Origin of the sequence: Streptomyces sp. NPDC001381, from assembly GCF_042895685.1 — a bacterium.
Lineage (GTDB): Bacteria > Actinomycetota > Actinomycetes > Streptomycetales > Streptomycetaceae > Streptomyces.
This window is the reverse complement of record NZ_JBIAWO010000003.1, coordinates 810,611-828,074: the sequence shown is the minus strand read 5'-3', so window position 1 is coordinate 828,074 and position 17,464 is coordinate 810,611. Positions and strand designations below refer to the sequence as shown.

Annotated in this window: 30 protein-coding genes; 29 read left to right on the top strand and 1 reads right to left on the bottom strand. The window is 67.0% G+C overall.

Features of this window, described 5'->3' with window-relative positions; translation table 11 throughout:
- The first annotated feature begins 5 nt into the window (after window positions 1-5).
- From rplB to truA, 27 genes are all read left to right on the top strand, one after another.
- A complete protein-coding gene (gene rplB, locus ACFY2L_RS17385) occupies window positions 6-842 on the top strand; it encodes a 50S ribosomal protein L2 (RefSeq protein ID WP_030788280.1) in 837 nt (278 codons plus the stop codon).
- 12 nt (window positions 843-854) lie between these two features.
- Window positions 855-1,136 (top strand): 30S ribosomal protein S19, encoded by a 282-nt coding sequence (gene rpsS / locus ACFY2L_RS17380; RefSeq protein ID WP_023547380.1) that lies wholly within the window; start codon window positions 855-857, stop codon window positions 1,134-1,136.
- Between the two features lie 45 nt (window positions 1,137-1,181).
- Window positions 1,182-1,529 carry a 50S ribosomal protein L22 gene (rplV, locus tag ACFY2L_RS17375; RefSeq protein WP_003998827.1) on the top strand — a complete coding sequence of 116 codons (348 nt, stop codon included), beginning with the start codon at window positions 1,182-1,184 and terminating at the stop codon, window positions 1,527-1,529.
- Window positions 1,529-2,350: a 30S ribosomal protein S3 gene (gene rpsC / locus ACFY2L_RS17370; protein ID WP_390658130.1), complete on the top strand. Its 822-nt coding sequence runs from the start codon at window positions 1,529-1,531 to the stop codon at window positions 2,348-2,350. The genes rplV and rpsC overlap by 1 nt, the downstream gene beginning before the upstream one ends.
- Before the next feature lie 5 nt (window positions 2,351-2,355).
- A complete protein-coding gene (rplP, locus tag ACFY2L_RS17365) occupies window positions 2,356-2,775 on the top strand; it encodes a 50S ribosomal protein L16 (protein WP_030788270.1) in 420 nt (139 codons plus the stop codon).
- A complete protein-coding gene (rpmC, locus tag ACFY2L_RS17360; RefSeq protein WP_007494763.1) occupies window positions 2,775-2,999 on the top strand; it encodes a 50S ribosomal protein L29 in 225 nt (74 codons plus the stop codon). Before rplP ends, rpmC begins: the two co-directional genes overlap by 1 nt.
- Window positions 2,999-3,283 carry a 30S ribosomal protein S17 gene (rpsQ, locus tag ACFY2L_RS17355; RefSeq protein ID WP_067249205.1) on the top strand — a complete coding sequence of 95 codons (285 nt, stop codon included), beginning with the start codon at window positions 2,999-3,001 and terminating at the stop codon, window positions 3,281-3,283. Before rpmC ends, rpsQ begins: the two co-directional genes overlap by 1 nt.
- A 130-nt stretch (window positions 3,284-3,413) precedes the next feature.
- Complete coding sequence (rplN, locus tag ACFY2L_RS17350) at window positions 3,414-3,782, top strand: 50S ribosomal protein L14 (RefSeq protein WP_003998823.1); 369 nt, start codon at window positions 3,414-3,416, stop codon at window positions 3,780-3,782.
- A 2-nt stretch (window positions 3,783-3,784) separates the two neighbouring features.
- Complete coding sequence (rplX, locus tag ACFY2L_RS17345; RefSeq protein WP_133919849.1) at window positions 3,785-4,108, top strand: 50S ribosomal protein L24; 324 nt, start codon at window positions 3,785-3,787, stop codon at window positions 4,106-4,108.
- Entirely contained in the window at window positions 4,108-4,665 is a 558-nt protein-coding gene (gene rplE / locus ACFY2L_RS17340; protein ID WP_360741260.1) for a 50S ribosomal protein L5, read from the top strand. The genes rplX and rplE overlap by 1 nt, the downstream gene beginning before the upstream one ends.
- A gap of 5 nt (window positions 4,666-4,670) precedes the next feature.
- Window positions 4,671-4,856: a type Z 30S ribosomal protein S14 gene (locus ACFY2L_RS17335; protein ID WP_003956452.1), complete on the top strand. Its 186-nt coding sequence runs from the start codon at window positions 4,671-4,673 to the stop codon at window positions 4,854-4,856.
- A gap of 211 nt (window positions 4,857-5,067) precedes the next feature.
- On the top strand, window positions 5,068-5,466 hold the full coding sequence (rpsH, locus tag ACFY2L_RS17330) for a 30S ribosomal protein S8 (RefSeq protein WP_116148541.1): 399 nt from the start codon (window positions 5,068-5,070) through the stop codon (window positions 5,464-5,466).
- A 24-nt stretch (window positions 5,467-5,490) separates the two neighbouring features.
- Entirely contained in the window at window positions 5,491-6,030 is a 540-nt protein-coding gene (gene rplF / locus ACFY2L_RS17325) for a 50S ribosomal protein L6 (protein WP_390658132.1), read from the top strand.
- 3 nt (window positions 6,031-6,033) lie between these two features.
- Entirely contained in the window at window positions 6,034-6,417 is a 384-nt protein-coding gene (gene rplR / locus ACFY2L_RS17320) for a 50S ribosomal protein L18 (RefSeq protein WP_019980869.1), read from the top strand.
- Window positions 6,418-6,453: 36 nt separating this feature from the next.
- Window positions 6,454-7,059 carry a 30S ribosomal protein S5 gene (rpsE, locus tag ACFY2L_RS17315; RefSeq protein ID WP_058923758.1) on the top strand — a complete coding sequence of 202 codons (606 nt, stop codon included), beginning with the start codon at window positions 6,454-6,456 and terminating at the stop codon, window positions 7,057-7,059.
- Window positions 7,060-7,061: 2 nt separating this feature from the next.
- Entirely contained in the window at window positions 7,062-7,244 is a 183-nt protein-coding gene (gene rpmD, locus ACFY2L_RS17310) for a 50S ribosomal protein L30 (protein ID WP_009190145.1), read from the top strand.
- A 2-nt stretch (window positions 7,245-7,246) separates the two neighbouring features.
- Window positions 7,247-7,702: a 50S ribosomal protein L15 gene (gene rplO, locus ACFY2L_RS17305; protein ID WP_067018996.1), complete on the top strand. Its 456-nt coding sequence runs from the start codon at window positions 7,247-7,249 to the stop codon at window positions 7,700-7,702.
- A 246-nt stretch (window positions 7,703-7,948) separates the two neighbouring features.
- Window positions 7,949-9,262, top strand: coding sequence for a preprotein translocase subunit SecY (secY, locus tag ACFY2L_RS17300; RefSeq protein ID WP_390658133.1), 1,314 nt, complete (start codon window positions 7,949-7,951; stop codon window positions 9,260-9,262).
- On the top strand, window positions 9,262-9,924 hold the full coding sequence (locus ACFY2L_RS17295) for an adenylate kinase (RefSeq protein ID WP_390658134.1): 663 nt from the start codon (window positions 9,262-9,264) through the stop codon (window positions 9,922-9,924). Before secY ends, ACFY2L_RS17295 begins: the two co-directional genes overlap by 1 nt.
- Window positions 9,925-10,022: 98 nt before the next feature.
- Entirely contained in the window at window positions 10,023-10,859 is an 837-nt protein-coding gene (gene map, locus ACFY2L_RS17290; protein ID WP_390658135.1) for a type I methionyl aminopeptidase, read from the top strand.
- A 139-nt stretch (window positions 10,860-10,998) separates the two neighbouring features.
- Window positions 10,999-11,220: a translation initiation factor IF-1 gene (gene infA / locus ACFY2L_RS17285; RefSeq protein WP_003948620.1), complete on the top strand. Its 222-nt coding sequence runs from the start codon at window positions 10,999-11,001 to the stop codon at window positions 11,218-11,220.
- Window positions 11,221-11,292: 72 nt separating this feature from the next.
- The gene (rpmJ, locus tag ACFY2L_RS17280) at window positions 11,293-11,406 is read left to right on the top strand and encodes a 50S ribosomal protein L36 (RefSeq protein WP_004984509.1); all 114 of its coding nucleotides are present in this window, start codon (window positions 11,293-11,295) and stop codon (window positions 11,404-11,406) included.
- A gap of 203 nt (window positions 11,407-11,609) precedes the next feature.
- Window positions 11,610-11,990, top strand: coding sequence for a 30S ribosomal protein S13 (rpsM, locus tag ACFY2L_RS17275; RefSeq protein WP_030788235.1), 381 nt, complete (start codon window positions 11,610-11,612; stop codon window positions 11,988-11,990).
- A 66-nt stretch (window positions 11,991-12,056) separates the two neighbouring features.
- On the top strand, window positions 12,057-12,461 hold the full coding sequence (rpsK, locus tag ACFY2L_RS17270) for a 30S ribosomal protein S11 (protein ID WP_010354218.1): 405 nt from the start codon (window positions 12,057-12,059) through the stop codon (window positions 12,459-12,461).
- Window positions 12,462-12,614: 153 nt separating this feature from the next.
- Window positions 12,615-13,637 (top strand): DNA-directed RNA polymerase subunit alpha, encoded by a 1,023-nt coding sequence (locus ACFY2L_RS17265; RefSeq protein ID WP_003966937.1) that lies wholly within the window; start codon window positions 12,615-12,617, stop codon window positions 13,635-13,637.
- An 85-nt stretch (window positions 13,638-13,722) separates the two neighbouring features.
- Complete coding sequence (gene rplQ / locus ACFY2L_RS17260) at window positions 13,723-14,238, top strand: 50S ribosomal protein L17 (RefSeq protein ID WP_390822711.1); 516 nt, start codon at window positions 13,723-13,725, stop codon at window positions 14,236-14,238.
- A gap of 141 nt (window positions 14,239-14,379) precedes the next feature.
- Complete coding sequence (gene truA, locus ACFY2L_RS17255; RefSeq protein ID WP_390658137.1) at window positions 14,380-15,246, top strand: tRNA pseudouridine(38-40) synthase TruA; 867 nt, start codon at window positions 14,380-14,382, stop codon at window positions 15,244-15,246.
- Between the two features lie 22 nt (window positions 15,247-15,268).
- Here the strand turns inward: truA and ACFY2L_RS17250 are convergent, their stop codons facing one another.
- On the bottom strand, window positions 15,269-16,141 hold the full coding sequence (locus ACFY2L_RS17250; protein WP_390822710.1) for a hypothetical protein: 873 nt from the start codon (window positions 16,139-16,141) through the stop codon (window positions 15,269-15,271).
- A 322-nt stretch (window positions 16,142-16,463) separates the two neighbouring features.
- Between ACFY2L_RS17250 and rplM the strand changes: the two genes are divergently transcribed.
- Window positions 16,464-16,907 (top strand): 50S ribosomal protein L13, encoded by a 444-nt coding sequence (rplM, locus tag ACFY2L_RS17245; RefSeq protein WP_137303147.1) that lies wholly within the window; start codon window positions 16,464-16,466, stop codon window positions 16,905-16,907.
- Window positions 16,908-16,951: 44 nt separating this feature from the next.
- On the top strand, window positions 16,952-17,464 hold the full coding sequence (gene rpsI, locus ACFY2L_RS17240) for a 30S ribosomal protein S9 (protein ID WP_390658139.1): 513 nt from the start codon (window positions 16,952-16,954) through the stop codon (window positions 17,462-17,464).

Here is a 17,464-nt window from a genome sequence, read left to right as displayed (position 1 = left end):
GAGAAATGGGAATCCGCAAGTACAAGCCGACTACGCCGGGCCGCCGTGGCTCCAGCGTCGCCGACTTCGTCGAGGTCACGCGGTCCACGCCGGAGAAGTCGCTGGTCCGTCCCCTGCACAGCAAGGGCGGCCGTAACAATTCCGGTCGTGTGACCGTTCGCCACCAGGGTGGCGGACACAAGCGCGCCTACCGCGTGATCGACTTCCGTCGTCACGACAAGGACGGCGTGCCGGCGAAGGTCGCGCACATCGAGTACGACCCCAACCGCACCGCGCGCATCGCGCTGCTGCACTACGCCGACGGCGAGAAGCGCTACATCCTCGCCCCGCGCAACCTGCAGCAGGGTGACCGCGTCGAGAACGGTCCCGGGGCCGACATCAAGCCGGGCAACAACCTGGCCCTCCGCAACATCCCGGTCGGTACCACGATCCACGCGATCGAGCTCCGTCCCGGTGGCGGTGCCAAGTTCGCCCGCTCCGCCGGTGCCTCCGTGCAGCTGCTCGCGAAGGAGGGCTCGATGGCCCACCTCCGCATGCCCTCCGGTGAGATCCGCCTGGTCGACCAGCGCTGCCGCGCCACGGTCGGCGAGGTCGGCAACGCCGAGCAGAGCAACATCAACTGGGGCAAGGCCGGCCGCAAGCGCTGGCTGGGCGTTCGCCCGACCGTCCGTGGTGTCGCGATGAACCCGGTCGACCACCCGCACGGTGGTGGTGAGGGCAAGACCTCCGGTGGTCGCCACCCGGTCTCCCCGTGGGGTCAGAAGGAAGGTCGTACTCGTTCGCCGAAGAAGGCTTCGAACAAGTACATCGTCCGCCGCCGCAAGACGAACAAGAAGCGCTAGGAGCGGGTTTAGATGCCGCGCAGTCTCAAGAAGGGGCCCTTCGTCGACGACCACCTGATCAAGAAGGTGGACGCCCAGAACGAAGCCGGCACCAAGAACGTCATCAAGACCTGGTCCCGTCGCTCCATGATCGTGCCGGCCATGCTCGGCCACACGCTCGCGGTGCACAACGGCAAGACCCACATCCCGGTGTTCGTCACCGAGTCGATGGTCGGTCACAAGCTCGGCGAGTTCTCGCCGACGCGCACCTTCCGGGGTCACGTCAAGGAAGACCGGAAGTCGAAGCGCCGCTAGTAGCGGATCGCATTCAGACACGTAAGTAACTCTGAAGGGACAACCATGGAAGCCAGGGCCCAGGCGCGGTACATCCGCGTCACGCCCATGAAGGCCCGCCGTGTGGTGGACCTCATCCGTGGCATGGACGCCACGGAGGCCCAGGCTGTTCTGCGATTCGCTCCGCAGGCAGCCTCCGTGCCCGTCGGCAAGGTGCTCGACAGCGCCATCGCCAACGCCGCGCACAACTACGACCACACGGACGCCTCCTCGCTGTTCATCAGCGAGGCGTACGTCGACGAGGGCCCGACCCTGAAGCGGTTCCGTCCGCGTGCCCAGGGCCGTGCCTACCGGATCCGCAAGCGGACCAGCCACATCACCGTGGTCGTCGCCAGCAAGGAAGGAACCCGGTAATGGGCCAGAAGGTTAACCCGCATGGGTTCCGGCTCGGCATCACCACCGACTTCAAGTCGCGTTGGTACGCCGACAAGTCGTACAAGGACTACGTCAAGGAAGACGTCGCCATCCGTCGGATGATGACGTCCGGCATGGAGCGCGCCGGTATCTCCAAGGTGGAGATCGAGCGCACCCGTGACCGTGTCCGCGTGGACATCCACACCGCGCGTCCGGGCATCGTCATCGGCCGCCGCGGCGCCGAGGCCGACCGTATCCGCGGCGACCTGGAGAAGCTGACCAAGAAGCAGGTCCAGCTCAACATCCTCGAGGTCAAGAACCCGGAGACGGACGCTCAGCTGGTGGCCCAGGCCGTCGCCGAGCAGCTCTCCTCCCGCGTCTCCTTCCGTCGGGCCATGCGCAAGAGCATGCAGTCCGCCATGAAGGCCGGCGCCAAGGGCATCAAGATCCAGTGCGGTGGCCGCCTCGGCGGCGCCGAGATGTCCCGCTCGGAGTTCTACCGCGAGGGCCGCGTGCCCCTGCACACGCTCCGCGCGAACGTGGACTACGGCTTCTTCGAGGCCAAGACGACCTTCGGCCGCATCGGTGTGAAGGTCTGGATCTACAAGGGCGACGTCAAGAACATCGCCGAGGTCCGCGCCGAGAACGCCGCTGCCCGCGCCGGCAACCGCCCGGCCCGTGGTGGCGCCGACCGCCCGGCCCGTGGTGGCCGCGGTGGCGAGCGTGGCGGTCGCGGTCGTAAGCCGCAGCAGGCTGCTGCCGAGGCCCCCAAGGCCGAGGCTCCCGCCGCTCCGGCTGAGAGCACCGGAACGGAGGCCTGACCGACATGCTGATCCCCCGTAGGGTCAAGCACCGCAAGCAGCACCACCCGAAGCGCCGCGGTGAGGCCAAGGGCGGTACGACGGTCGCGTTCGGCGAGTACGGCATCCAGGCCCTCACGCCGGCGTACGTGACCAACCGCCAGATCGAGGCGGCCCGTATCGCGATGACCCGCCACATCAAGCGTGGCGGCAAGGTCTGGATCAACATCTACCCGGACCGCCCCCTCACCAAGAAGCCTGCCGAGACCCGCATGGGTTCCGGTAAGGGTTCGCCGGAGTGGTGGATCGCGAACGTGCACCCGGGCCGGGTCATGTTCGAGCTGTCCTACCCGAACGAGAAGATCGCCCGTGAGGCCCTCACTCGCGCCGCTCACAAGCTGCCGATGAAGTGCCGGATCGTCAAGCGCGAGGCAGGTGAAGCGTGATGTCGGCCGGTACCAAGGCGTCCGAGCTGCGCGAGCTGGGCAACGAGGAGCTTCTGGCGAAGCTCCGCGAGGCCAAGGAAGAGCTGTTCAACCTCCGCTTCCAGGCGGCGACCGGACAGCTTGAGAACCACGGCCGTCTGAAGGCGGTCCGCAAGGACATCGCGCGGATCTACACCCTGATGCGCGAGCGTGAGCTGGGCATCGAGACGGTGGAGAACGCCTGATGAGCGAGAACAACGTGACTGAGAACGCAGAAGCGCGCGGCTTCCGCAAGACCCGTGAGGGTCTCGTCGTCAGCGACAAGATGGACAAGACCGTCGTCGTCGCCGTCGAGGACCGCGTCAAGCACGCGCTGTACGGCAAGGTCATCCGCCGTACCAACAAGCTCAAGGCACACGACGAGCAGAACGCCGCGGGTGTCGGCGACCGCGTCCTCCTGATGGAGACCCGGCCGCTGTCCGCGACGAAGCGCTGGCGCGTCGTCGAGATCCTCGAGAAGGCCAAGTAGGTAGTTCCCGCAAGGGAATTCCAAAAAGTACGTTCCTGCGGGGCATTCCTCGCAGGACAGTTCCGCCAGGCTCCGGGAGCCGCTCCGCTGAGCGGCTCCCGGGGAACCGGCAGACAAACAGGAGATAGACGTGATCCAGCAGGAGTCGCGACTGCGTGTCGCCGACAACACTGGTGCGAAGGAGATCCTTTGCATCCGTGTGCTCGGTGGCTCCGGTCGCCGCTACGCGGGCATCGGTGACGTCATCGTCGCCACCGTCAAGGACGCGATCCCCGGTGGCAACGTGAAGAAGGGTGACGTCGTCAAGGCGGTCATCGTTCGCACCGTCAAGGAGCGCCGCCGTCCGGACGGCTCGTACATCCGCTTCGACGAGAACGCCGCCGTCATTCTGAAGAACGACGGCGACCCTCGCGGCACCCGCATCTTCGGCCCGGTCGGCCGTGAGCTGCGCGAGAAGAAGTTCATGAAGATCATCTCGCTCGCGCCGGAGGTGCTGTAAGCATGAAGATCAAGAAGGGCGACCTGGTCCAGGTCATCACCGGTAAGGACAAGGGCAAGCAGGGCAAGGTCATCGCGGCCTTCCCCCGTGAGGACCGTGTCCTGGTCGAGGGTGTCAACCGGGTCAAGAAGCACACCAAGGCCGGCCCGACCGCTCGCGGTTCCCAGGCCGGCGGCATCGTGACCACCGAGGCCCCGATCCACGTCTCCAACGTCCAGCTGGTCGTGGAGAAGGACGGTCAGAAGGTCGTCACGCGTGTCGGTTACCGCTTCGACGACGAGGGCAACAAGATCCGCGTTGCCAAGCGGACGGGTGAGGACATCTGATGGCTACCACCACCACTCCGCGTCTCAAGACGAAGTACCGCGAGGAGATCGCGGGCAAGCTGCGTGACGAGTTCAAGTACGAGAACGTCATGCAGATCCCCGGCCTCGTCAAGATCGTGGTCAACATGGGTGTCGGCGACGCCGCCCGTGACTCGAAGCTGATCGAGGGCGCCATCCGCGACCTCACCACGATCACCGGTCAGAAGCCGGCCGTCACCAAGGCCCGCAAGTCCATCGCGCAGTTCAAGCTGCGTGAGGGTCAGCCGATCGGTGCTCACGTCACGCTCCGTGGCGACCGCATGTGGGAGTTCCTGGACCGCACCCTGTCGCTCGCGCTGCCGCGCATCCGCGACTTCCGCGGCCTGTCCCCCAAGCAGTTCGACGGCCGTGGCAACTACACCTTCGGTCTCACGGAGCAGGTCATGTTCCACGAGATCGACCAGGACAAGATCGACCGCGTCCGGGGTATGGACATCACCGTGGTCACCACGGCGACCAACGACGAAGAGGGCCGTGCCCTTCTGCGTCACCTCGGCTTCCCGTTCAAGGAGGCGTGAGCGAGATGGCGAAGAAGGCTCTCATCGCGAAGGCTGCTCGCAAGCCCAAGTTCGGCGTGCGCGCGTACACCCGCTGCCAGCGCTGCGGTCGTCCGCACTCCGTGTACCGCAAGTTCGGCCTCTGCCGCGTGTGCCTTCGTGAGATGGCTCACCGTGGCGAGCTGCCGGGCGTGACCAAGAGCTCCTGGTAACCCCGCTAGTTCAGGGTTACCCAGGCTCTCGGTAAGCATCTGGGTGGACAGGGCCCATCTCCGCATGCCTTAGGCTTGTGGGGTTGGGCGCCTGTCGCGCCCGTACGACTTACTACGCCGTAGGTCCACCGCGCCGCACCCGTCCCGTCTCGGATCGGGGAGAGGGATGGCGCACCAGGAAACCCCGGCGAGAGAGGCCACAGGCCAATTCATGACCATGACTGATCCGATCGCAGACATGCTGACGCGTCTGCGGAACGCGAACTCGGCGTACCACGACTCCGTGACGATGCCGGCGTCCAAGATCAAGTCGCACATCGCGGAGATCCTCCAGCAGGAGGGCTTCATCACGGGCTGGCGAGTCGAGGACGCCGAGGTCGGCAAGAACCTCACCCTCGAGCTCAAGTTCGGCCCGAACCGTGAGCGCTCCATCGCGGGCATCAAGCGGATCTCCAAGCCCGGTCTCCGGGTGTACGCGAAGTCCACCAACCTGCCGAAGGTGCTCGGCGGCCTGGGCGTGGCGATCATCTCCACGTCCCACGGGCTCCTCACCGACAAGCAGGCCGGCAAGAAGGGCGTGGGTGGGGAAGTCCTCGCCTACGTCTGGTAGCAGAAGGGAACGGAGGAAACAGCTATGTCGCGCATCGGCAAGCTCCCCATCGCGGTTCCCGCCGGCGTGGACGTCACCATCGACGGCCGCACGGTCGAGGTCAAGGGCCCGAAGGGCACGCTGACCCACACCGTTGCTGCTCCGATCGACATCGCCAAGGGCGAGGACGGCACTCTCCAGGTGACCCGCCCCAACGACGAGCGTCAGAGCAAGGCCCTGCACGGCCTGTCCCGCACGCTGGTGGCGAACATGATCACCGGCGTGACCCAGGGTTACGTGAAGAAGCTCGAGATCAGCGGTGTCGGTTACCGCGTGACCGCCAAGGGTTCGAACCTCGAGTTCGCGCTCGGTTACAGCCACCCGATCCTGGTCGAGGCCCCGGAGGGCATCACCTTCAAGGTGGAGACCCCGACCCGGTTCCAGGTCGAGGGCATCGACAAGCAGAAGGTCGGCGAGGTTGCGGCCAACATCCGCAAGCTGCGCAAGCCTGACCCGTACAAGGCCAAGGGCGTCAAGTACGAGGGCGAAGTCATCCGCCGCAAGGTCGGAAAGGCGGGTAAGTAAGCCATGGCATACGGGCAGAAGATCCTGAAGGGCGACGCCTACAAGCGCGCCGCGATCAAGCGCCGTCACATCCGGATCCGCAAGCGGATCTCGGGTACGGCGGAGCGCCCCCGTCTCGTCGTGACCCGCTCGAACCGCCACATCGTGGCGCAGGTGATCGACGACCTCAAGGGCCACACCCTGGCTTCGGCGTCCACGCTGGACACGTCGATCCGCGGTGGCGAGGGCGACAAGTCCGCGCAGGCCAAGCAGGTCGGCGCCCTGGTCGCCGAGCGTGCCAAGGCCGCCGGTGTCGAGGCCGTCGTGTTCGACCGTGGTGGCAACCAGTACGCCGGGCGCATCGCCGCCCTGGCGGACGCCGCCCGCGAAGCCGGGCTCAAGTTCTGAGCCGCTTGTAGCTAGCGGAAAGAGAGAGGTAATCCAATGGCTGGACCCCAGCGCCGCGGAAGCGGTGCCGGTGGCGGCGAGCGGCGGGACCGGAAGGGCCGTGACGGCGGCGCTGCTGCCGCCGAGAAGACCGCGTACGTTGAGCGCGTCGTCGCGATCAACCGCGTCGCCAAGGTTGTGAAGGGTGGTCGTCGCTTCAGCTTCACCGCGCTGGTCGTGGTGGGCGACGGTGACGGCACCGTGGGTGTCGGTTACGGCAAGGCCAAGGAGGTGCCGGCCGCCATCGCCAAGGGCGTTGAGGAGGCCAAGAAGCACTTCTTCAAGGTCCCCCGCATCCAGGGCACCATCCCGCACCCCATCCAGGGTGAGAAGGCTGCCGGCGTCGTGCTGCTCAAGCCCGCGTCCCCGGGTACCGGCGTGATCGCCGGTGGTCCGGTGCGCGCCGTGCTCGAGTGCGCCGGTATCCACGACGTGCTGTCGAAGTCGCTCGGCTCCGACAACGCCATCAACATCGTGCACGCGACCGTGGAGGCCCTGAAGGGCCTGCAGCGTCCCGAGGAGATCGCGGCCCGCCGCGGTCTGCCGCTCGAGGACGTCGCCCCCGCGGCCCTGCTGCGTGCGCGTGCCGGGGCGGGTGTGTGATCATGGCGCAGCTCAAGATCACGCAGACGAAGTCCTACATCGGCAGCAAGCAGAACCACCGTGACACCCTTCGTTCCCTGGGCCTCAAGCGCCTGGGTGACGTGGTCGTCAAGGAGGACCGCCCCGAGTTCCGCGGCATGGTGCACACCGTCCGCCACCTCGTGACGGTCGAGGAGGTCGACTGATCATGGCGGAGAACAACCCGCTCAAGATCCACAACCTCCGTCCCGCCCCGGGCGCCAAGACCGCCAAGACCCGTGTCGGTCGTGGTGAGGCGTCGAAGGGTAAGACGGCCGGTCGTGGTACCAAGGGCACGAAGGCCCGCTACCAGGTTCCGGAGCGCTTCGAGGGTGGCCAGATGCCGCTCCACATGCGCCTTCCGAAGCTGAAGGGCTTCAAGAACCCGTTCAAGACCGAGTACCAGGTCGTGAACCTCGACAAGCTGGCCGCGCTGTACCCGGAGGGTGGCGAGGTCACCGTCGAGGGGCTCGTCGCCAAGGGTGCCGTTCGCAAGAACAGCCTCGTCAAGGTTCTCGGCCAGGGCGAGATCTCCGTGGCGCTGCAGGTGACGGTCGACGCCGTCTCCGGCTCCGCCAAGGAGAAGATCACCGCCGCCGGCGGTACCGTCACCGAGCTCGTCTGACCGCATCAGGCGTCTCGATGACTTGAGCGATCCCGACCGGGGATACCCCACAAATGGGGTATCCCCGGTTGGTCGTTCCTAGGGGAGCTGTGTCGCGGGTAAGGTGACCAGCACTGCCTACTTTTCACAAGGTTCTCCCCAGCGGGCACCTTGAGCGGCAGTCCGCCGTTACTCATGTCGTTGTTCTTATTGGACCTTCAAGACCGTCACCCTTGACGCAGATGCGCGGGGGTCGCAGGAGGCACCGTGCTCACCGCGTTCGCCCGGGCGTTCAGGACGCCCGACCTGCGCAAGAAGCTGCTCTTCACGCTCGGGATCATCGTGGTCTACCGGGTCGGTACGCACATTCCGATCCCCGGCGTCGACTACACGTCCGTTCAGCGCTGCGTCGACGAGGCGTCCGGCAACCAAGGCCTCTTCGGTCTGGTGAACATGTTCAGCGGCGGCGCGCTGCTGCAGATCACGGTCTTCGCGCTGGGCATCATGCCGTACATCACGGCGAGCATCATCCTTCAGCTGCTGACCGTGGTCATCCCGCGCCTGGAAGCCCTCAAGAAGGAGGGCTCGGCCGGTACGGCGAAGATCACGCAGTACACGCGCTACCTGACCGTGGCGCTGGCCATCCTCCAGGGCACCGGCCTGGTGGCCACCGCCCGCAGTGGCGCCCTGTTCTCCGGCTGCACCGTCGCCAGCCAGATCGTCCCGGACCGCGCGATCTTCACCACCATCGTGATGGTCATCTGCATGACCGCCGGTACGGCCGTCGTCATGTGGCTCGGTGAGCTCATCACCGACCGCGGCATCGGCAACGGCATGTCGATCCTGATGTTCATCTCGATCGCCGCGACCTTCCCGTCGGCGCTGTGGGCCATCAAGAAGTCGGGCACCCTGGCGGACGGCTGGATCGAGTTCGGCACGGTCATCGCGGTCGGTCTGGTCATGGTGGCCCTGGTGGTCTTCGTCGAGCAGGCCCAGCGCCGGATCCCCGTGCAGTACGCGAAGCGCATGATCGGCCGCCGTTCCTACGGCGGTACCTCGACGTACATCCCCCTCAAGGTGAACCAGGCCGGTGTGATCCCGGTCATCTTCGCCTCGTCGCTGCTCTACATCCCGGCTCTCGTGGCCCAGTTCTCCAGCGGGACCTCCAGCTGGAAGACCTGGATCGAGGCCAACCTGACCAAGGGTGACCACCCGATCTACATCAGCCTGTACTTCCTGCTGATCGTTTTCTTCGCCTTCTTCTACGTCGCCATCTCCTTCAACCCCGAGGAAGTGGCCGACAACATGAAGAAGTATGGTGGCTTCATCCCGGGCATCCGGGCTGGCCGACCGACCGCTGAGTACCTCTCCTACGTGCTCAACCGGATCACCTGGCCGGGTTCGCTGTACTTGGGTCTGATCGCTCTCGTCCCGACGATGGCGTTGGTTGGCTTCGGGGCAAGCCAGAACTTCCCGTTCGGCGGGACCAGCATCCTGATCATCGTGGGTGTGGGTCTCGAGACGGTGAAGCAGATCGAGAGCCAGCTCCAGCAGCGCAATTACGAAGGGTTCCTCCGCTGATGCGAATCGTCCTCGTCGGGCCGCCGGGTGCCGGAAAGGGTACGCAGGCCACTCGCCTGGCCGAGAAACTGCGCGTTCCGCACATCTCCACGGGCGACCTGTTCCGCGCCAACATCAGCCAGCAGACCGAGCTCGGGAAACTCGCGAAGTCCTACATGGACGCCGGCAACCTCGTCCCCGACGAGGTGACCATCGCCATGGCCAAGGACCGCATGGAGCAGCCGGACGCCGAGCGCGGCTTCCTGCTGGACGGCTTCCCGCGCAACGTCTCGCAGGCCGAGGCGCTGGACGAGCTCCTCACCACCGAGGGCATCAAGCTGGACGCGGTACTGGACCTGGAGGCCCCCGAGGAGGAGGTCGTCAAGCGGATCGCCGGACGGCGCATCTGCCGCAACGACTCGGCCCACGTCTTCCACGTGACGTACAAGAAGCCGGCCAAGGAGGGCGTCTGCGACGTCTGCGGCGGCGAGCTGTACCAGCGGGACGACGACTCCGAGGAGACCGTCCGGACGCGGCTCGAGGTCTACCACACGCAGACCGAGCCGATCATCGACTACTACAAGGCCCAGGGCCTCGTGGTGACCATCGAGGCCATGGGCCCGGTGGAGGAGGTCACCGGCCGCGCGCTGGCGGCGCTGAAGCGTGAGGGCGACGACCAGTAGTCGTCGGCCTGGTACGGCCGTGGAGTCCGCCCGGACACCACGGCCGTACTGTTGTGTACGTAACCCATAGACCTGAGTGACGGAGAGCGCAGGCCCCCATGGTGCAGATCAAGAGCCCCGAGCAGATCGCCAAGATGCGCGCGGCGGGGCTGGTCGTCGCCGCCATCCACGCGGCGACGCGGGAAGCGGCGGTGCCCGGGGCGACGACCAAGGACCTGGACGAGGTCGCGCGCAAGGTCCTCGCGGAGCACGGCGCCAAGTCGAACTTCCTGGGCTACGGCGGCTTCCCGGCGACGATCTGCACCTCGGTGAACGACGTGGTGGTCCACGGCATCCCGTCCGACGAGGTCGTCCTCAAGGACGGCGACATCATCTCCATCGACTGCGGCGCGATCGTGGACGGCTGGCACGGCGACGCGGCGTACACGGCGTTCGTGGGCTCCGGTCACGCCCCGGAGCTGATCGAGCTCTCGCGGGTGACGGAAGAGTCCATGTGGGCCGGCATCGCCGCGATGAAGCAGGGCAACCGCCTGGTGGACGTCTCCCGGGCCATCGAGACCTACATCCGCCGCCAGCCCAAGCCCGGCGGCGGCCGGTACGGCATCATCGAGGACTACGGCGGCCACGGCATCGGCACCGAGATGCACATGGACCCGCACCTGCTGAACTACGTCGACCGCAGGCGGGGCAAGGGCCCCAAGCTGGTCCCCGGCTTCTGCCTGGCGATCGAGCCGATGGTCTCCCTGGGCACCCCCCGCACCGAGGTCCTGGACGACGACTGGACGGTCATCACCACCGACGGCACCTGGTCCTCGCACTGGGAGCACTCCGTCGCCCTGATGGAGGACGGTCCGCTGGTGCTGACGGCGCCCGACGGCGGCAGGGCGAAGCTGGCCGAGCACGGCGTCACGGCCGCGCCGGATCCGCTGGCGTAATGATCTCCTCCTTGGGGCAGACTGCCTCGATTCGTGTTTCCGGGTGCGCTGACGTAGACTGACTCGTCGGCTCTTGTGCACCCGCATGCCTGCATGCTCGCGGAGAGTCGATCAAGGTAGTCGATTCGAAGGGCGAAGCGTGGCCAAGAAGCAAGGTGCCATCGAGATCGAGGGCACTGTCGTCGAGTCTCTTCCGAACGCCATGTTCAAGGTCGAGCTCCAGAACGGCCACCAGGTCCTGGCACACATCAGCGGCAAGATGCGCATGCACTACATCCGCATCCTCCCTGACGACCGGGTCGTGGTGGAGCTGTCTCCGTACGACCTGACGCGTGGCCGGATCGTCTACCGGTACAAGTAGATCTTGCCCCTGCCCCGTGCGCCGTTCGGCGTGCGGGGTTGCCGGCAACTGACCCGGAGAACCTCACATCCCATGAAGGTCAAGCCGAGCGTCAAGAAGATCTGCGACAAGTGCAGGGTGATCCGCCGTCACGGTCGGGTCATGATCATTTGCGAGAACCCGCGCCACAAGCAGCGCCAGGGCTGATCGCACACGGATCACACCCTCTGCATCGATATCGCAGAGACTTCGCGCGACGCGAGCTGAATATGTTCATACGCAGGACCCAGGCGGGGGTTTTTCCTTGCCTGACACCCCCGGTTCGGAGGCCGGGGACCCAGTTCGTACCTGGTACGGCGGCTGGGATCCGGTTCTGTGGAAGACCTCCGAAGATCACCAGGAGCCATTGAATGGCACGCGTTTCCGGTGTTGACATCCCGCGCGACAAGCGCGTGGAGGTCGCCCTCACCTACGTGTTCGGCATCGGCCGGACCCTCTCGCAGGAGACGCTGGCTGCGACCGGCGTCGACCCGAACACCCGCGTTCGCGACCTCTCCGAGGAGCAGCTCGTCGCGATCCGCGAGTACGTCGACAACAACATCAAGACCGAGGGTGACCTCCGTCGCGAGATCCAGGCCGACATCCGCCGCAAGGTCGAGATCGGCTGCTACCAGGGTCTCCGTCACCGTCGCGGTCTGCCCGTCCGCGGTCAGCGCACCAGCACCAACGCCCGCACCCGCAAGGGCCCGCGTCGCGCCATCGCCGGCAAGAAGAAGCCGGGCAAGAAGTAGTCCGCAGCGGACTCGCCGTCCAGCGGTCTTCGCTGTAGGACCGACCACCTCCCGTAGGAGTAATAGATGCCCCCCAAGGGTCGTCAGGGCGCTGCCAAGAAGGTGCGCCGCAAGGAAAAGAAGAACGTCGCGCACGGCCAGGCGCACATCAAGAGCACGTTCAACAACACGATCGTGTCCATCACGGACCCGGCCGGAAACGTGATCTCCTGGGCCTCCGCCGGCCACGTCGGCTTCAAGGGCTCGCGCAAGTCCACGCCGTTCGCCGCGCAGATGGCCGCCGAGTCGGCCGCCCGTCGCGCGCAGGAGCACGGCATGCGCAAGGTCGACGTCTTCGTCAAGGGCCCGGGCGCCGGTCGTGAGACCGCGATCCGTTCCCTGCAGGCCACGGGCCTCGAGGTCGGCTCCATCCAGGACGTCACCCCGACCCCGCACAACGGCTGCCGTCCGCCGAAGCGTCGTCGCGTCTGACGCACGGCCGACAGGTCTCGGGTTTCCGGGCGGTACGACCCCGTGAAAGGGCCGTATCGCCCGTACCCTTGCAGTACCCGCACTTTTCACCGGGTGCGGTTTCCGTCGGGCGTCAAATAGCGGGCGTCCACGAAAGAAGGATCTGATCACCTCATGCTGATCGCTCAGCGTCCCTCGTTGACCGAAGAGGTCGTCGACGAGTTCCGCTCCCGGTTCGTGATCGAGCCGCTGGAGCCGGGCTTCGGCTACACCCTCGGCAACTCCCTGCGCCGTACGCTCCTGTCGTCGATCCCGGGTGCGGCGGTCACGTCCATCCGCATCGACGGTGTCCTGCACGAGTTCACCACCGTGCCGGGCGTCAAGGAGGACGTCACCGACCTGATCCTGAACATCAAGCAGCTGGTCGTCTCCTCGGAGCACGACGAGCCGGTCGTGATGTACCTGCGCAAGCAGGGCCCGGGTCTGGTCACCGCCGCCGACATCGCGCCCCCGGCCGGTGTCGAGGTGCACAACCCCGACCTGGTCCTCGCCACGCTCAACGGCAAGGGCAAGCTGGAGATGGAGCTCACGGTCGAGCGCGGCCGCGGTTACGTCTCCGCCGTGCAGAACAAGCAGGTGGGCCAGGAGATCGGCCGTATCCCGGTCGACTCCATCTACAGCCCCGTGCTGAAGGTCACGTACAAGGTCGAGGCCACGCGTGTCGAGCAGCGCACCGACTTCGACAAGCTGATCGTCGACGTCGAGACCAAGCAGGCCATGCGTCCGCGTGACGCCATGGCGTCGGCCGGTAAGACCCTGGTCGAGCTGTTCGGTCTGGCGCGCGAGCTCAACATCGACGCCGAGGGCATCGACATGGGCCCGTCCCCGACGGACGCCGCCCTGGCCGCCGACCTGGCGCTGCCGATCGAGGAGCTCGAGCTCACCGTTCGGTCGTACAACTGCCTCAAGCGCGAGGGCATCCACTCCGTGGGTGAGCTCGTCGCCCGTTCCGAGGCCGACCTCCTGGACATCCGCAACTTCGGTGCGAAGTCCATCGACGAGGTCAAGGCGAAGCTGGCCGGCATGGGCCTGGCCCTGAAGGACAGCCCGCCCGGATTCGACCCCACGGCCGCCGCCGACGCCTTCGGCGCCGACGACGACGCGGACGCGGGTTTCGTGGAGACCGAGCAGTACTGATCGGTCGTTGCCGGTGAGCATCCGCTCATCGGGTTCCTGACCCCGGTACCTGATACGGCCGGGGCAGACACACAGGAGAAGAACCATGCCGAAGCCCACCAAGGGTGCCCGTCTGGGCGGCAGTGCCGCGCACGAGAAGCTGCTCCTCGCGAACCTCGCGAAGTCGCTGTTCGAGCACGGTCGCATCACCACCACCGAGGCGAAGGCCCGCCGTCTGCGGCCGTACGCCGAGCGTCTGGTCACCAAGGCGAAGAAGGGCGACCTTCACAACCGCCGTCAGGTGCTCCAGGTGATCACGGACAAGAGCGTCGTCCACACGCTCTTCACCGAGATCGGCCCGCGCTACGAGAACCGTCCGGGTGGCTACACCCGCATCACCAAGATCGGTAACCGCCGTGGCGACAACGCGCCCATGGCTGTCATCGAGCTGGTCGAGGCGCTGACGGTGGCGCAGCAGGCGACCGGTGAGGCCGAGGCCGCGACCAAGCGCGCGGTCAAGGAGGCCGAGGAGACCAAGGCCGAGGAGACCAAGGTCGAGGACGCGGCTCCGGCCGCGGACGAGGCCGCGGAGGCTCCCGCCGAGGAGTCGAAGGACGCGTAAGCGTTCTGCCGGGGGCTGTGCGTCGTCGGCCGCGGCGCCGTCGTGGCCGGTCGCGCGGTTCCCCGCGCCCCTTCAGGGCGTTGGCGGGCCCGTTCCTTATCAGGAGCGGGCCCGCCTTTGTGTTCTTGAGAGGATCTCTGTGTGAGTGACGAAGTACAGCCCGGTCATGTCCGTGTCCGCCTCGACCTGTCCTACGACGGGACCGACTTCTCCGGGTGGGCCAAGCAGGCCGGGGGCCGGCGGACGGTGCAGGGGGAGATCGAGGACGCCCTGCGGACCGTCACGCGGTCGGGGGAGACCACGTACGAGCTGACGGTGGCCGGGCGGACCGACGCGGGGGTGCACGCGCGGGGCCAGGTCGCCCATGTCGACCTGCCGGAACACGTCTGGCGCGAGCATCACGAGAAGCTGCTCAAGCGGCTCGCCGGGCGACTGCCCCGGGACGTCCGGGTGTGGGCCCTGCGGGAGGCCCCCAGCGGCTTCAACGCCCGTTTCTCGGCGGTCTGGCGGCGCTACGCCTACCGGGTCACCGACAACCCCGGCGGGGTCGATCCGCTGCTGCGCAACCACGTCCTGTGGCACGACTGGCCGCTCGACGTCGACGCCATGAACGAGGCCGCCCGGCGGCTCCTCGGGGAGCACGACTTCGCCGCCTACTGCAAGCGGCGGGAGGGCGCCACCACCATCCGTACGCTGCAGGAGCTGAGCCTGGTCAAGGGGGAGGACGGGATCATCACCGCGACCGTGCGCGCCGACGCCTTCTGCCACAACATGGTGCGCTCGCTGATCGGGGCGCTGCTGTTCGTGGGGGACGGGCACCGGGGGCCGGAGTGGCCGGGGAAGGTGCTGGCCGCCGGCGTACGGGACTCGGCCGTTCATGTCGTACGGCCGCACGGGCTGACGCTGGAGGAGGTCGGCTACCCCGCCGACGAGTTCCTGGCCGCCCGTAACAAGGAGGCCAGGAACAGGCGGACGCTGCCGGGCACGGCCGCGGGCTGCTGCGGGTAGGGCCCGCCCGGCCGCGCCGGGGTCAGCTGTTCGCGGCCGCCGACGCCTGGGCCTGGCCGCGGCGGTTGATCTGCTGGAAGGTGAACTCGGCGAGGTCGTCACCCATGGTGAAGGCCGCCGTGTCCTTCGTGGTGACGTCCTTGCCGCCGGTGAAGCCGGTGATCGTGAAGTAGGCGTAGCGGCCGTAGGAGTTGGTCGTCGAGCGGCAGATCGCGCCGTTGCAGAAGGCCTTCACGCCGCCGCCGGTGAGGGCCTTGACGATGCTCTTGCTGTCGGCCTGGCTCTTGACCTTCAGGGCCTGCGCCTCGGTGTCGAAGACGGCCACCCCGACCGTCACCGCCAGGTTGCCCTTGGTGTACGTGACGCGCATCAGGCGCGTGCAGCCGTTGGCGGTGAGGACCTTCGGCAGGGTGCCCTGGACCGCCGCGGTGCAGGTCTTCGAGTCGGCGGTGGGGCCCTTCTTGTAGACGTTCGACCCCATGGTCAGCTGGGTGCCGGGGAACATCAGGTCCGGGCTGTTGGCCGCCTTGTCCTTGGCCTTGCTGGAGACGAACTCCTTCGGGTCCAGCGGCGGCGGGGCGCTGGTCGGGGCGAAGGACGGGGTGCCGGACGCACTCGGCAGGTCGGCGGTCGGGGGCAGCGAGGACGTCGGGCGGTTGGCCTCGTCACCGCCGTCCGCGTTCACCACGCCCATGGCGACGGCGGCGCCTATGCCGATCGTGGCCAGCGCGCCCCCGCCGATGAAGAGCAGCCGGCGGCGCTTGTTCCGCGTCTCGGACGCCTCGGCCAGCGCGGCCCAGTCCGGGCTCGCTCCGTCGCTGCCGCTCCACGGCTGCTGGGAGTTCGGTTTCCACGGATCCCACTGGGACTGAGGTCCCCCCTGCCCATAGCTCATGGGGCGCATCTTAGACGGGAGGCGAGGGGTGCCGGTGTGTCCGCGGCCCGGCCGCCCCGGACCTTTCCGGCACGGGTGCACAACTCGGTCGTCCGGGCGGTGGGGCGGGCTCGTTTTGACCCGGTCGTGGAAACCCGGGTATCCTGCATCTTCGTTGTGTATTGGCTTGCTCATTCTCACGGGACGGGCCCTTACACCGGTCCACCGGGCCGATGACCAGCGACCAGCACGCGGTTTGCGTCACCGCAGTGCGGTCAGGGCTGTCGTGATCGTCTTCGGTGACCTTGTCAGGACCACTCACTCGAAGCGAAGGCTACGAACCGTGCGTACGTACAGCCCCAAGCCCGGCGATGTGACGCGCCAGTGGCACGTCATCGACGCTCAGGACGTTGTCCTGGGCCGTCTCGCCAGCACCGCCGCCTCCATTCTGCGCGGCAAGCACAAGCCGATCTACGCCCCCCACGTCGACACCGGTGACTTCGTCATCATCATCAACGCCGACAAGGTGCACCTGTCCGGCAACAAGCGGACCCAGAAGATGGCGTACCGCCACTCCGGCTACCCGGGTGGTCTGCGCTCCGTCCGCTACGACGAGCTGCTGGACAAGAACCCGGAGAAGGCCATCGAGAAGGCCGTCAAGGGCATGCTCCCGAAGAACTCGCTGGGCCGTCAGATGCTCTCGAAGCTGAAGGTCTACAAGGGTGACCAGCACCCGCACGGCGCGCAGCAGCCGCAGCCGTTCGAGATCACCCAGGTCGCGCAGTAACACCGGCCAGACCAAACCGAGCCAAGAGAATCTGAGGAATCACCGTGGCCGAGACCACTGCCGAGCAGCCGCTCGAAGAGCTTGACATCGACAGCTACACCACCGAGTCCGAGGTCCCCGTCGAGGGCGAGTACACCTCGGAGTCGCTGGCCTCCCGCTTCGGCGACCCGCAGCCGGCCGCCGGCCTGGGCCGTCGCAAGAACGCCATCGCCCGCGTCCGGATCGTTCCGGGCACCGGCAAGTGGAAGATCAACGGTCGCACCCTCGAGGACTACTTCCCGAACAAGGTGCACCAGCAGGAAGTCAACGAGCCGTTCAAGGTTCTCGAGCTCGAGGGCCGCTACGACGTCGTCGCCCGCATCGCCGGTGGCGGTGTCTCCGGTCAGGCCGGTGCGCTCCGTCTCGGTGTCGCCCGTGCGCTGAACGAGGCGGACGTCGACAACAACCGCGGCGCCCTGAAGAAGGCCGGCTTCCTCCGCCGCGACGACCGCGCGGTCGAGCGGAAGAAGGCCGGTCTGAAGAAGGCCCGCAAGGCTCCGCAGTACAGCAAGCGCTAA

Bases quoted from the DNA above. Each gene is read 5' to 3' on its own strand.
- ACFY2L_RS17265 (WP_003966937.1), top strand. From the start codon at position 12,615: ATGCTGATCGCTCAGCGTCCCTCGTTGACCGAAGAGGTCGTCGACGAG.
- map (WP_390658135.1), top strand. From the start codon at position 10,023: ATGGTGCAGATCAAGAGCCCCGAGCAGATCGCCAAGATGCGCGCGGCG.
- rpsQ (WP_067249205.1), top strand. From the start codon at position 2,999: ATGAGCGAGAACAACGTGACTGAGAACGCAGAAGCGCGCGGCTTCCGC.
- ACFY2L_RS17335 (WP_003956452.1), top strand. From the start codon at position 4,671: ATGGCGAAGAAGGCTCTCATCGCGAAGGCTGCTCGCAAGCCCAAGTTC.
- rplX (WP_133919849.1), top strand. From the start codon at position 3,785: ATGAAGATCAAGAAGGGCGACCTGGTCCAGGTCATCACCGGTAAGGAC.
- rplO (WP_067018996.1), top strand. From the start codon at position 7,247: ATGGCGGAGAACAACCCGCTCAAGATCCACAACCTCCGTCCCGCCCCG.
- rpmC (WP_007494763.1), top strand. From the start codon at position 2,775: ATGTCGGCCGGTACCAAGGCGTCCGAGCTGCGCGAGCTGGGCAACGAG.
- rpsH (WP_116148541.1), top strand. From the start codon at position 5,068: ATGACCATGACTGATCCGATCGCAGACATGCTGACGCGTCTGCGGAAC.
- rplF (WP_390658132.1), top strand. From the start codon at position 5,491: ATGTCGCGCATCGGCAAGCTCCCCATCGCGGTTCCCGCCGGCGTGGAC.
- rplP (WP_030788270.1), top strand. From the start codon at position 2,356: ATGCTGATCCCCCGTAGGGTCAAGCACCGCAAGCAGCACCACCCGAAG.
- ACFY2L_RS17295 (WP_390658134.1), top strand. From the start codon at position 9,262: ATGCGAATCGTCCTCGTCGGGCCGCCGGGTGCCGGAAAGGGTACGCAG.
- rpsC (WP_390658130.1), top strand. From the start codon at position 1,529: ATGGGCCAGAAGGTTAACCCGCATGGGTTCCGGCTCGGCATCACCACC.
- rpsE (WP_058923758.1), top strand. From the start codon at position 6,454: ATGGCTGGACCCCAGCGCCGCGGAAGCGGTGCCGGTGGCGGCGAGCGG.
- rplB (WP_030788280.1), top strand. From the start codon at position 6: ATGGGAATCCGCAAGTACAAGCCGACTACGCCGGGCCGCCGTGGCTCC.
- rplV (WP_003998827.1), top strand. From the start codon at position 1,182: ATGGAAGCCAGGGCCCAGGCGCGGTACATCCGCGTCACGCCCATGAAG.
- rpsK (WP_010354218.1), top strand. From the start codon at position 12,057: ATGCCCCCCAAGGGTCGTCAGGGCGCTGCCAAGAAGGTGCGCCGCAAG.
- rplE (WP_360741260.1), top strand. From the start codon at position 4,108: ATGGCTACCACCACCACTCCGCGTCTCAAGACGAAGTACCGCGAGGAG.
- rpmD (WP_009190145.1), top strand. From the start codon at position 7,062: ATGGCGCAGCTCAAGATCACGCAGACGAAGTCCTACATCGGCAGCAAG.
- rplQ (WP_390822711.1), top strand. From the start codon at position 13,723: ATGCCGAAGCCCACCAAGGGTGCCCGTCTGGGCGGCAGTGCCGCGCAC.
- rpmJ (WP_004984509.1), top strand. From the start codon at position 11,293: ATGAAGGTCAAGCCGAGCGTCAAGAAGATCTGCGACAAGTGCAGGGTG.
- rpsS (WP_023547380.1), top strand. From the start codon at position 855: ATGCCGCGCAGTCTCAAGAAGGGGCCCTTCGTCGACGACCACCTGATC.
- rpsM (WP_030788235.1), top strand. From the start codon at position 11,610: ATGGCACGCGTTTCCGGTGTTGACATCCCGCGCGACAAGCGCGTGGAG.
- ACFY2L_RS17250 (WP_390822710.1), bottom strand. From the start codon at position 16,141: ATGAGCTATGGGCAGGGGGGACCTCAGTCCCAGTGGGATCCGTGGAAA.
- rplR (WP_019980869.1), top strand. From the start codon at position 6,034: ATGGCATACGGGCAGAAGATCCTGAAGGGCGACGCCTACAAGCGCGCC.